Origin of the sequence: Mesorhizobium sp. M7A.F.Ca.MR.362.00.0.0 (genome assembly GCF_004023175.1) — a bacterium.
In the GTDB taxonomy this organism is placed as follows: Bacteria; Pseudomonadota; Alphaproteobacteria; order Rhizobiales; family Rhizobiaceae; genus Mesorhizobium.
The window spans coordinates 1-13,419 of sequence record NZ_RZTF01000120.1 but is presented as its reverse complement, the minus strand read 5'-3'; the positions used below and the strand labels follow the sequence as shown (position 1 = coordinate 13,419).

Sequence of the window (13,419 nt, the reverse complement as noted above, 5' to 3'; positions counted from 1 at the left end):
CCAGCACATTGCGGGCGCGGTGGGCGAGGCGCTGTGAATATTCGAGCTGGCGCAATTCGTCGGGCAGGCCGATGAGCACGTTGGAATCGGAGCCGACGCCATAGCGGCCGCCATGTTCCCTGAACAGCGGCGCGGCAAATGTGCCGTCACCGAGATTGGCCTCGGTGATCGGGCAAAGACCGGCGATGGCACCGCTCCTGGCCATGGCAACGGTTTCCGCATCGGTCATGTGCGTGGCGTGGATCAGGCACCAGCGCTTATCCACCTTGGCATTGGCGAGCAAAAACTCCACGGGCCTCGCGCCGGACCAGGCAAGACAGTCCTCGACCTCTTTCACTTGCTCGGCGATATGGATGTGAATCGGCCCCTCCGGCGCCAGCGCGGCGACTTCGGCTAGCTCCTGCGGCGTCGCGGCACGCAAACTGTGCGGAGCGACGCCGACGACAGCCTGATCCAACGCGCGAACCGATTCGCGGCATTTCTCAACAAGCCGCGAGAACCGATTCACATCGTTGATGAATCGCCGCTGGCCTTGGTTTGGCGCGGCGCCGCCGAAAGACGAGTGCGCATAAAACACCGGCAAAAGCGTCAGGCCGATGCCCGTCTCGCCGGCCGCCGCCGCGATGCGCTCGGCCATCTCGGCAAGATTGGCGTAGGATTTTCCATCGCGGTCGTGATGCAGATAGTGAAACTCGCCGACGCGGGAAAACCCGGCCTCCAGCATCTCGACATAGAGTTGTGCTGCAACCGCCTCGACCTGATCGGGTGTCATCGACAGGGCAAAGCGGTACATCACCTCGCGCCAGCTCCAGAAACTGTCGGCGGAGGGGCCGCGAAGTTCGGCAAGGCCGGCCATGCCGCGCTGGAAGGCGTGGCTGTGAAGGTTGGGCATGCCGGGCAACAGGATCGCGTGGCGTTCGTCGCCGGCTAGCGCGGTAGCTCCAGGCTCGACGGTCGCGATGCGTCCCTCGGCGAAGGTGAGCCGCACATTATCGCGCCAACCATCGGGAAGGAGCGCCTGTTCCGCAAAGATCGCTTCCACTTTTCTCTCCGGTTCTCTGTCTCTCATGCGATGATGGCACTTGCAGTGCGTTTCAATATGTATATACATAATCGTCATCGATTGAAACGGAAAAGATGATGGCTGGACAGAGCAAAAGCCGGGCAGGGGATCTTCGTTTGTGGCGCAATGCGCGGCTGGCGACAATGGCCGACGGGTCTGCCGGACTTGGCGTCGTCGAACATGGCGCGGTCGCTGCGCGTGACGGCCGCATTGTCTATGCCGGCCCCGAGTCGGAGTTGCCCCCGACACTTGCCCTGGCCGCAGAAACGGTCGATTGCGAGGGCCGCTGGATCACGCCTGGCCTGATCGACTGCCACACCCATCTGGTCCACGCCGGCAACCGCGCCAACGAATTCGAGATGCGGCTGGCCGGCGCCACCTATGAAGAGGTCGCCCGGGCCGGCGGCGGCATTGTTTCGTCGGTCAAATCCTTGCGCGCCGCCAGCGAAGACGAACTGGTCACTCAATCGCTGCCGCGCCTCGATGCGCTGATCGCCGAAGGCGTGACCACCGTCGAGATCAAGTCCGGCTATGGCCTCGACGTCGAAAACGAGAAGAAATCGCTGCGAGCAGCCCGCCAACTGGGCGCGCAACGGGCGGTGACGATCCGCACCACCTTCCTTGGCGCTCACGCGCTGCCGCCGGAAGCCAAGGGCGACAAGGACGCTTTTATCGATCTGGTCGCCAATGAGATTCTTCCTTCGGTTGCCGCCGAGGGGCTGGCCGATGCCGTCGACGGTTTCTGCGAAGGCATCGCCTTTTCGCCGGAACAGATGGCGCGCGTCTTCGATGCGGCCAAAGCAGCAGGCCTGCCGGTCAAGCTCCATGCCGACCAGCTGTCCAATTTGCATGGCGCCGAACTCGCCGCCCGTTACGGTGCGCTGTCGGCCGACCATCTCGAATACACCGATGATGCCGGTGCAGCGGCGATGGCCAAGGCCGGAACCGTGGCGACGATCTTGCCCGGCGCCTACTATTTCATTCGCGAAACCAAGAAGCCGCCGATCGGCCTGTTTCGCCAGCACGGCGTCAAGATGGCTGTCGCCACCGACAACAATCCCGGCACTTCGCCGCTGACCTCACTGCTTCTGACCATGAACATGGCCGCGACCCTGTTCGGCCTGACCGTCGATGAATGCCTTGCCGGCGTCACCCGGGAGGCCGCCCGCGCGCTTGGTTTGCTGGGAGAAACCGGCACGCTTGAGGTCGGAAAATCCGCCGACCTGGCGATCTGGAACATCGAGCGCCCCGCCGAACTCGTCTATCGCATGGGCTTCAACCCGCTGCATGCCCGCATCTGGAGAGGACAATGACCGAACTGACCCTGAAGCCCGGCAATGCGACGCTGGCCGATTGGCGCGCCATCTATCGTGGCGCCGTGCCCAAGCTGGACGATGCCTGCCGGCCGAAAATCAAGGCGAGCGCCGAGGCTGTCGCCAGGATCGTTGCCAAGGGCGAGCCGGTCTATGGCATCAACACCGGCTTCGGCAAACTGGCCAGCGTCCGCATCCCGGCCGAGGATCTCGAGACCTTGCAGCGCAACATCGTCCTGTCGCACGCCGCCGGCGTCGGCGAGCCGATGCCGGTTGCTGTCTGCAGGCTGATGATGGCGCTGAAGCTCGCCAGCCTGGCGCAGGGCGCGTCGGGTGTGCGGCCGCAGACCATCGAGCTGCTCGAAGCGATGCTGGCCAACGACGTCATCCCGGTGGTGCCGGCGCAAGGTTCGGTCGGCGCCTCCGGCGACCTCGCCCCGCTGTCGCACATGACGGCGGTGATGATCGGCGTCGGCGAATGCTTCACCCCGCATGGCCGTTTCCCGGCCAAGGTCGCCTTCGTCTCGCATGGACTGGAACCGGTGACGCTGGGCGCCAAGGAGGGCCTGGCGCTGCTCAACGGCACCCAGTTTTCGACCGCCTATGCGCTGGCCGCCTTGTTCGAGGCCGAAGTGCTCTACCAATCGGCGCTGGTCGCTGGTGCCCTGTCGACCGACGCGGCAAAAGGGTCCGACGCCCCCTTCGATCCGCGCATCCATGTGCTGAGAAAGCATCCCGGCCAGATCGAGACGGCCGACGCCCTGCGCAATCTGATGGCCGGCAGCGCCATCCGTGAATCGCATCGGGTTGGCGACGAACGTGTGCAGGATCCGTATTGCCTGCGCTGCCAGCCGCAGGTGATGGGCGCCGCACTCACCGTGCTGCGCCAGGCGGCCGACACGCTGGGCACCGAAGCCAATGGCGTCACCGACAATCCGCTGATCTTCGCCGAGGATGACACCGCGCTTTCCGGCGGCAATTTCCACGCCGAGCCGGTGGCCTTCGCCGCCGACATGATCGCGCTCGCCGTCTGCGAGATCGGTTCGCTGTCGGAACGCCGCATCGCCATGCTGGTCGATCCGGCACTGTCCGGCATGCCGGCCTTCCTGACGCCGAAGCCCGGCCTGAACTCCGGCTTCATGATTCCGCAGGTGACGGCGGCGGCGCTTGTCTCGGAAAACAAGCAGAAAGCCTATCCGGCCAGCGTCGATTCGATTCCCACATCGGCCAACCAGGAAGACCATGTTTCGATGGCCGCGCACGGTGCGCGCCGGCTGATCGGCATGGTCGAGAACGCCACCGCCGTGATCGGCATCGAATTGCTGGCCGCGGCCCAAGGCTGCGATTTCCATGCGCCGCTGGCCTCGAGCGGCGCCCTGGAGGCAGTGCGCAAGCTGGTCCGGGCCGAAGTGCCGCATCTCGACAATGACCGCCATTTCCACCCCGATATGGAAAAAGCCATCGCCATGGTGCGCAGCGGTGCGGCCATCGAGGCCGCCGGCGGCGTGGCTCTGCCGTCGGTTTCCGGAGCGATGTGATGGCAAACGCGCCCTGGCTGACGGTCACGCCCGGCACAGCGCCGTTGCTGGTGTCGATACCGCACACCGGCATCGACCTCGCCGGCCTTGAGAATCGGCTGGTCTCGCCCTGGCTCGGCCGCCGCGACTGCGATTGGTGGATCGACAATCTCTATGACTTTGCTGCCGGCCTCGGGGCGACGGTGGTGCACACCGCGATCTCGCGCACCGTCATCGACGTCAACCGCGATCCCTCCGGCGCCTCGCTTTACCCCGGCCAGGCGACGACCGGCCTTTGCCCGACCGAGACTTTCGATGGCGATCCGCTCTATCGCGAGGGCGAAGAACCGGGGCCGTCGGAGATCGACGAGCGTCGCGAGAGATTCTTCGTGCCCTACCATGCCGCCTTGCAGGTCGAAATCGACCGGTTGCGTGGCTTGCACGAAAAGATCGTCCTCTATGACTGCCACTCGATCCGTTCAGTGCTGCCGCGCCTGTTTGAAGGTACGCTGCCGGTTTTCAACCTCGGCACCAATGACGGTAGGAGCGCCGATCCGACGCTGCAGGCGATGGTCGGCCAGATCATGGCCGAAACCGGTGAAACCTTTGTCATCAACGGCCGCTTCAAGGGCGGCTGGATCACACGCCATTTCGGCCAGCCGCAACAAGGCGTGCATGCGCTGCAGATGGAACTCTCCAACCGCGGCTATATGCGCGAGCCAGATGGCAAGGGTACGCCGGACAATTGGCCGGTGCCCTATGACGCCGAGTTCGCAGCACCGATCCGCGCCACGCTGCGGAAAATCCTCGAGACCGCGACATCCTGGGCGCGCGTCTGACATCAGGTCCTTTATGGAGTGACGCCATGAACAATCCTCGCCACAACATCCGCGAAGTCCGCAGCCCGCGCGGCACCGAAATCAGCGCGCGCTCCTGGCTGACGGAAGCGCCGCTGCGCATGCTGATGAACAATCTCGACCCGGATGTTGCTGAAAATCCCAACGAGCTGGTCGTCTATGGCGGCATCGGCCGGGCGGCGCGCACCTGGAACGACTTTGACCGCATCGTCGCCTCCTTGAGGACGCTGGCCGATGACGAGACTTTGCTGGTCCAGTCCGGCAAGCCGGTTGGCGTGTTCCGGACCCACCCGGACGCCCCGCGCGTGCTGATCGCCAACTCCAATTTGGTGCCGCACTGGGCGAATTGGGAAAAGTTCAACGAGCTCGATAAGAAGGGCCTGATGATGTACGGCCAGATGACGGCCGGCTCGTGGATCTACATCGGCACGCAAGGCATCGTGCAAGGCACCTACGAGACCTTCGTCGAGGCCGGCCGCCAGCACTATGGCGGCAATCTCAAGGGAAAATGGATACTGACCGGCGGTCTCGGCGGCATGGGTGGCGCCCAGCCGCTCGCCGCCGTCATGGCCGGCGCCTGCTGCCTGGCGATCGAATGCAACCCGGACTCGATCGATTTCCGCCTGCGCACCCGCTACGTCGACGAGCGCGCCGACACGCTCGACGAGGCGCTGGAAAAGATCGAACGCTGGACCAAGGCCGGCGAGGCGAAATCGGTCGGCCTGCTTGGCAATACGGCCGAGATCGTGCCGGAGATGTTCCGGCGTGGCATTCGCCCCGATATGGTCACCGACCAGACCTCGGCGCATGATCCCATCAACGGCTATCTGCCGAAGGGCTGGACGATGGCCGAGTGGCGCGAGAAGCGCGTCAGCGACCCCAAGGTGGTCGAGAAGGCGGCACGCGCTTCCATGCGCGAACATGTCGAGGCGATGGTGGCGTTCTGGAACGCCGGCGTGCCGACGCTCGACTACGGCAACAACATCCGCCAGGTGGCCAAGGAGGAGGGGTTCGAGAACGCTTTCGCCTTCCCCGGTTTCGTGCCGGCCTATATCCGTCCGCTGTTTTGCCGTGGCATCGGGCCGTTCCGCTGGGCGGCCCTTTCCGGCGATCCCGAGGATATATACAAGACCGACGCCAAGGTGCGCGAACTGACGCCCGGCAACACCCATCTGCACAACTGGCTCGACATGGCGCGCGAGCGCATCGCCTTTCAAGGATTGCCGGCGCGCATCTGCTGGGTCGGCCTTGGCGACCGCCACAGGCTCGGCCTCGCCTTCAACGAAATGGTGGCCAAGGGTGAGCTGAAGGCGCCTGTCGTCATCGGCCGCGATCACCTCGATTCCGGCTCGGTCGCCTCGCCGAACCGAGAAACGGAATCCATGAAGGACGGCTCGGACGCTGTGTCCGATTGGCCGCTGCTCAACGCGTTGCTCAACACGGCGTCCGGCGCCACCTGGGTGTCGCTGCACCATGGCGGCGGCGTCGGCATGGGTTTCTCGCAGCACGCCGGCATGGTCATCGTCGCCGACGGTACGCCGGACGCCGCAAGGCGCCTGGAGCGGGTGTTGTGGAACGATCCGGCGACCGGTGTCATGCGCCACGCCGATGCCGGCTACGAAATCGCCGTCGAATGCGCCAAGGAGCACCAGCTCAATCTGCCCGGCCTTCTCGGCTGATTGGCTGAGCCGATGCGCATCCTGCGGGCAGCCGAATACCGGTCGATGCCGTGGAAGAACGGCGGCGGCGTGACGACGGAAATCGCCGTTTCGCCCTCGGGTGCCGGTCTCGACGACTTCGACTGGCGCGTCTCGATGGCGCGCGTCGAACTGAGCGGTCCTTTCTCGCAATTTCCCGGGATCGATCGCACCCTTGCCGTGCTCGAAGGCGAGGGCATCGTCCTTGAGATTGCCGGCCACCCGCCGACATCCATAAACAGGACGACCGACCTGTTTTCTTTCCCTGCCGACGTGCAGACCTCGGCTGCGCTGATCGGCGGGCCGATCACCGATCTCAATGTCATGACCCGCCGAAGCCGGATGACACATTCGGTCGAACGCCTGGTGATTTCCGCCCCCGTGGAAATCCGGACTGAAGCCGGCACAACCCTCATCCTGTGCTTGGACGGCGACGTCAGCGTGCCCGCCGCTGAACCGGTTCGCCTCGGGCCGCTCGACACGCTGCTGTCCGGTCCGGTCAGCACCGGCCTGCTCGTCCAACCCACCCATGAGGCAACGCTGTTCGTGATCCGGATCGGCTCTGTCGCCGGCAACGATTAACGCTTGTTTCCAAACATGATCGCGGCACCGGCGAAATATAGCGTAAGCTGCTGGCGGCATCACGAAAAAGCCCGAATCCTCTCCGCCGATCTGGCTGGCGGGAAGTGGGGTGCTTGTCTTTGAGTTTTGCTGAGAGACGACGCCCTGTCGTGGTGCGGAAAACAAACTTTCGGCAAGTGGGGTTTATGCAACCAATTGCATTTGAACCGGTTTTAGGGCCATTGCCGTGGCGGTGACGCCGCTCAGTGCCCGCTTACGGAATTTTCAATGAATATTCAGACGAATCCTGCCCAAATCGAGAAGACAAGCGCGAGCTTCCCGGCCATCACGGAAGAGCCGATTCGATCCAACTTTCTGCCCGAAGAGCGTCTTCGTGTGCTTGGCGAAAGCCTGGCAAAAGGCGACCTCACGGATCTGTTCGGCCTGACGCCCTTTGATTTTCAGGCCCGTATCCGGGACAGCGCCAAGAAGATTTTGGAAGTCTATCGGTCGACCAATGCGGCGCAGGCGAGGGGCGAGACGATCACGCCGGCGGCACAATGGCTGCTCGACAACAATTACCTGGTCGAAGAGACCATTTTCCAGGTCAAGCGCGACCTGCCGCGCCGCTTCTATCGCCAGTTGCCGACCTTGAAACTGCCTGACGGCGGCAGCGTGCCGCGCGCGCTGGCGCTGGCCTGGACCTATGTGGCGCATTCGGACAGTTCCGTTTCGGCGACGATGTTCAAGTCCATCGTCCAGGGTTTCCAGTCCGTCGAGCCGCTGAAGATCGGCGAACTCTGGGCGCTGCCTTCGCTGTTGCGCTTCGTCCTGATCGAAAATCTCCGCCGGCTGGCCGTCAGGGTCAATCGCACCCGCCAGATGCGCCAGATCGCCAACGATGTGGCCGACAAGGTCCTGGCGACCGACGACAGCGCCGACCGGCAGTCGATCCTGTCCAATTTCAGCGCGCATGCGCAGGACACCACCTTCGCCACCCAGCTGCTCTACCGCCTGCGCGATGGATCGCAGAATGCCGGCAAGGCTCTGGAATGGCTGGAAGGCGAGCTCGAAAAGACCGGCTCCGATGCCGAGGAAATCATCATTTCCGAACATCACACGCTGTCCAGCGGCAATGTGACGACGGGCAACATCATCCGCGGCCTGCGCCTCATCAACGACGTCGACTGGACGGTGTGGTTCGAAGGCGTCAGCCGCATCGACACCGTGCTGCGCGAGCGCACCGATTTCGCCGCGCTCGACTTCTTCTCGCGCGATCAGTACCGGACCGCGATCGAGGAATTGGCGCGCCGCTCGAACCTTTCGGAATATCGCGTCGCCGAGAAGGCCATCGAGCTGGCCGGCCACGCCGCCAGCGATGGCGATGGCGACGTCGTTTTAACCGGGTCCGCCCACACCGATGTCGGCTTCTTTCTCGTCGGCCCACGCCGGCTCGAGCTGGAGAAGGCGATCGGCTATCGACCCACCATCAGCCAGACAGTCAAGCGTGCCTTCCGCAAGACCGGCTGGCTCGGCATCGTCGTACCGGTGTTTGCGCTGACGGCCCTGCTTCTCGTCCTCTCCGGCAACGCGCTTGCCAATCTCGGCCTGTCAGTGCCCTCGATCGTCCTGATGCTGGCGCTGTTTGCCGTGCCGGCCAGCGAGGGCGCGCTCGCCTTCTTCAACACGGTCGTATCGCTGTTCCTGAAACCGACGCGTCTCGTCGGCTACGATTACCGACACGGCGTTCCGCCCGAGGCTCGCACGCTGGTGGTGGTGCCGTCGCTGATCGGCTCGCGCGACGATGTCGAGGAAAACATCCGCAATATCGAGGTGCATCATCTCGCCAACACGGCCGATGAAATCCATTTCGCGCTGCTGTCGGACTGGCCAGACTCGAAGACCGAGATCGATGCGGCGGACACCGAAATCCTCGAATTCGCCCGTACCGAAATCGCCCGTCTCAACGCCCGCTATCCCTCCGAAGGCGCGCCGCGTTTCTACATCCTGCACCGGCGCCGGCTGTTCAATGCGGCGCAAGGGGCCTGGATGGGCTGGGAGCGCAAGCGCGGCAAGCTGCACGAGCTCGATCTTCTGCTGCGCGGCGACAGCGACACCACGTTCCTGCCGCTCGACGTGCCGCTGCCGGAGAATGTCGTCCATGTGATGACGCTCGATGCCGACACGCGCACCACCCGTGACGCGGTCGCCACCCTCGTAGGCAAGCTCTGCCACCCGCTCAACCGGCCGCATTTCGATGCCAGCAAGCGCGTCGTCACCGCCGGCTACGCGATCCTTCAGCCGCGCATCACCGCGTCGCTGACATCAGGCGACGATGCGTCGTTCTTCCAGCGGGTGTTTTCGGCCAATCGCGGCCTCGACCCTTATGTCTTTGCCGTGTCCGATCTCTATCAGGACGTCTTCGGCGACGGGTCCTTCACCGGCAAGGGCCTCTATCACGTCGACGCCTTCGAGGCCGCCCTGCAGGGCCGCATCGAGGAAAACACCATCCTCAGCCATGATCTGCTGGAAGGCGCGCTGGCGCGCGCGGCGCTGGTCACCGACGTCGAACTGGTTGAGGACTATCCGACCCGCTACTCGGTCGACGCCTCGCGCCACCATCGCTGGGCGCGCGGCGACTGGCAGTTGCTTGGCTTCATGCTCGATCCGCGCTCCGGCGTGCCGGCGCTGTCGCGCTGGAAGATGATCGACAATCTGCGCCGCTCGCTGACGCCGATCTTCTGGGTGATGGCGGCGATCGCCGGCTGGACGCTGCTGCCCTTCACGCAGGCCGCGCAATGGCAGGCCCTGCTGATCCTCAGCCTGTTCATGGCGCCGACATTCGATATCGTCAACGCCATCCTGCCCAAGAGCGGCGACCAGACGCCACGCGGCCATTTCTCGGCTCTGGCGCGCGACGTCGCCTTCGGCACTGCCATGGTGGCGCTGAAGATCGTGCTGATGGCGCACAATGCCTGGATGATGGGCGATGCCATCGTGCGTACGCTCTACCGGCTGTTCGTCAGCCGCCAGAACCTTTTGGAATGGCGCACCGCCTCGCAGGCGCACAAGGCGGGCGACAACGATGTCGGATCGTATTACGGCATGATGTATGGCGCCGTGATCATCGGCTTCGTCGGCCTTGCCATTCCGGTGCTGGCCGATTCGACCGGCGCCTTCGTCGCCTTCTTCTTCGCCCTGTTCTGGATTGGCTCGCCGGCCATCGCCAGCTGGATCAGCCGTTCGGCCGAAACCGAGGATCGGCTGCGCATATCGCAGGCCGACATCCATACGTTGCGCACGGTGGCGCGGCGCACATGGCACTATTTCGAAAGCTTCGTAACGGCAGAGCATCACCATCTGCCGCCGGACAATTTCCAGGAAAGCCCGGCGCCGGTGGTGGCGCCGCGCACCTCGCCGACCAACATCGGCGTCTACCTGCTGTCCGTCGTTTCCGCCCGCGACTTCGGCTGGATCAGCCTGTCCGACGCCATCACCCGCATCGACGCCACCATGGCGACGATCGAGGGCATGCCGCGTGAGCGCGGTCACCTCTTCAACTGGTACGACACGACGACACTGAAGCCGCTCTATCCGCTCTACATCTCGGCTGTCGACAGCGGCAATCTCGCTGGCCATCTGGTGGCGGTGGCTGCGGCCTGCGCCGAATGGGCCGAAGCACCTTCCGTCCATCTCCAGGGCGATTTCGAAGGCATTCTCGACACGGTCACCATTCTCAGCGAAAGCCTCGATGATCTGCCCGACGACCGCCGTCAGTTGCGCCCGCTGCGCCAGCGTCTCGCCGACCGCCTCGACGGCATGCGGCGCGCTGTCGACACGATCAAGGCGCAGCCCGAAATGGCGTCGATCCGCACCATCAACCTGGCTGTGCTGGCCGGCGAGATCCGCAAATTGGCCACCGCCATCCATACCGAGGCGGTGTCGCCCCAGAGCGACGTCATCGTCGACTGGGCGGCAAGGCTGGAAGCCACCTGCGAAGCGCACGTCCATGACGCGCACAGCGACGACAATGCCGTCGAGGCGCTGCGTGCCAAGCTGCTCACCTTGCGCGAGCGCACGCGCCGTTACGCCTTCGAGATGGACTTCTCCTTCCTGATGCGGCCGGAGCGCAAGCTGTTGTCGATCGGCTACCGGGTCGAGGAACACCAGCTCGACGAGAGCTGCTACGACCTTCTGGCTTCCGAAGCCCGGCTGACCAGCCTGTTCGCCATCGCCAAGGGCGACCTGCCGACCGAGCACTGGTTCCGGCTTGGCCGGCCGATCGTCGAAATCGGTTTCCAGGGCGCCCTGATGTCCTGGTCCGGCTCGATGTTCGAATATCTGATGCCGCCGCTGGTGATGAAGGAGCCGCAGGGCTCGATCCTCAACCAGACCAGCAAGCTGATCATCAAGCGCCAGATCCAGTATGGCCGCCAGAAGAACGTGCCGTGGGGCATTTCGGAGGCCGCCTACAATGCGCGCGACCGAGAACTGACCTACCAATATACAAATTTCGGCGTTCCAGGCCTCGGGCTGAAGCGCGGCCTTGGCCAGAACACGGTGATCGCGCCTTACGCCACCATACTGGCGGCCCAGTTCAATCCGCGTGAAGCCGTGCTGAATCTCGCCCGATTGCGGGAGATCGGGGCGCTCGGCCGCCACGGCTACTACGATGCCGTCGACTTCACGCCGCAGCGCGTGCCGGAAGGCACGGATCATGTCGTCGTCCAGAACTACATGGCCCACCATTCGGGCATGTCGATCGCGGCGGTTGCCGACGCCATCTTCGAAGGTCGCATGCGCGACCGCTTCCACAGCGATCCGGTCATCGAATCGGCCGAACTCTTGCTGCAGGAGAGGGCGCCGCGCGACATCCCGACCGCGACCGTCAGGACCGAGGCCGACGAACGCTCCAAGGACGAGACCGAAGTCGACAGCCCCGACACCCGCATCGTGCTCAATCCGCTGCAGTCGCTGCGGTCCACCAACGTCATGTCGAACGGCCGCTATTCGGTGATGGTCACCGCGACCGGCTCGGGCTACAGCCGCTGGGGCGATCTCTCCGTCACACGCTGGCAGCCGGATCCGACCGAGGACCGGCTCGGCTCCTACATCTTCCTGCGTGACGCCGGTTCCGGCGACTGGTGGTCGGCTACGGCCGAGCCGAAGCGCGCCGCCGAGGAAAAGGCGCAGACCTTGTTCTCCGACGACAAGGCGAGCTTCGTCAAATCCGTGGGCACGTTGCGCTCCGAGGTCGAATGCATTGTCATCTCGGAAGGCAATGGCGAGGGTCGTCGGGTCACGCTCTACAATGACGGTCCGTCCGACCGTCACATCGAAGTGACCTCCTTTGCCGAACTGGTGCTCGGCCTGGAGGCGTCCGACAACGCGCATCCGGCCTTCTCGAAGATGTTCGTGGAAACCGAAATCTCTGCCAACAACGCGGCGATCTTCGCCACGCGGCGCAAGCGCGAGACCAGCGAGCCCGATATCGCCATGGTGCATTTCGTCACCGATCCGTCCGGATCGGCGCGCGATGCCGAGGCCGAAACCGACAGGCGCGCCTTCATCGGCCGTGGCCGTACCATCGTCGATGCGGCCGCTTTCGACCCGGGCGCCAGGCTGGGCGGCCACTCAGGCTTTACGCTCGATCCCGTCGCCTCGCTGCGCCGCCAGGTGCGCGTGCCGGCCAACAAGAAGATATCGCTGACCTTCTGGACCGTCGTCGGCGCTGGCCGTGCCGAACTGGACGAAGCCATCGCCCGCCTCGACCATCCGGAGAGCTTTGCCCGCCAGGCCATGCTTGCCTGGACGCGCAGCCAGGTGCAGACCCGCCATATGGGCCTCAGTCTGACCGATGCCGCCAATGTGCAGAAGCTGGCGCGCTATCTGATCTATCCGGATCCGTTCCTGCGTCTTCCCGCTGAATCCATCGCCTCGGGGCTGGGCAAGCAGTCGAGCCTTTGGCCGACAAGCATTTCCGGCGATTTCCCGATCTTCCTGGTCAGGATCGGCGATGTCGCCGATCTCGAAATCGTTGCCCAGGCGCTGCGTTTCCAGGAATATATGCGCACCCGCGGCATGATGATCGACTTCGTCGTCGTCAACGAGCAGGCGTCCTCCTATGTCCAGGACCTGCAGCGGGCGGTCGAGACGCTGTGCGAAAACAGCCGCCTGCGCGGCAAGGAGCTCGGACCTCGCCAGCACATATTCGCGGTGCGCCGCGATCTCATGGACGAAACCACCTACAAGACGCTGCTCGCTGTCGCCCGGGTGGTCCTGCACACGCGCAACGGCACCATCTTCGACCAGATCGAGCGCGCCGAGGCCGCGGCTCTGCAGGCGCGCGACGCTCTGGCAGCATTGCCAATTCCGCGTGAATTGCCGTCGCCGACACCCACGACGCATACT

Annotated in this window: 7 protein-coding genes; 6 read left to right on the top strand and 1 reads right to left on the bottom strand. The window is 64.3% G+C overall.

Annotated elements, in window-relative coordinates:
- Positions 1-1,042 (bottom strand): formimidoylglutamate deiminase (locus EOC06_RS16605; protein ID WP_245469658.1); only part of this gene is annotated, 1,042 nt, incomplete at its 3' end.
- Positions 1,043-1,140: 98 nt separating this feature from the next.
- On the opposite strand from EOC06_RS16605, the gene hutI reads away from it, so the two are divergent.
- From hutI to EOC06_RS16575, 6 genes are all read left to right on the top strand, one after another.
- Positions 1,141-2,376, top strand: coding sequence for an imidazolonepropionase (gene hutI / locus EOC06_RS16600; RefSeq protein WP_128308286.1), 1,236 nt, complete (start codon positions 1,141-1,143; stop codon positions 2,374-2,376).
- On the top strand, positions 2,373-3,914 hold the full coding sequence (gene hutH, locus EOC06_RS16595) for a histidine ammonia-lyase (RefSeq protein WP_128308285.1): 1,542 nt from the start codon (positions 2,373-2,375) through the stop codon (positions 3,912-3,914). The genes hutI and hutH overlap by 4 nt, the downstream gene beginning before the upstream one ends.
- A complete protein-coding gene (gene hutG / locus EOC06_RS16590; protein ID WP_128308284.1) occupies positions 3,914-4,732 on the top strand; it encodes an N-formylglutamate deformylase in 819 nt (272 codons plus the stop codon). Before hutH ends, hutG begins: the two co-directional genes overlap by 1 nt.
- A 26-nt stretch (positions 4,733-4,758) precedes the next feature.
- The gene (gene hutU / locus EOC06_RS16585; RefSeq protein WP_128308283.1) at positions 4,759-6,429 is read left to right on the top strand and encodes a urocanate hydratase; all 1,671 of its coding nucleotides are present in this window, start codon (positions 4,759-4,761) and stop codon (positions 6,427-6,429) included.
- A 12-nt stretch (positions 6,430-6,441) separates the two neighbouring features.
- Complete coding sequence (locus EOC06_RS16580) at positions 6,442-7,029, top strand: HutD family protein (RefSeq protein ID WP_128308282.1); 588 nt, start codon at positions 6,442-6,444, stop codon at positions 7,027-7,029.
- Positions 7,030-7,296: 267 nt separating this feature from the next.
- The coding region (locus EOC06_RS16575) for a glucoamylase family protein (protein WP_128308281.1) at positions 7,297-13,419 on the top strand (6,123 nt) is incomplete at its 3' end.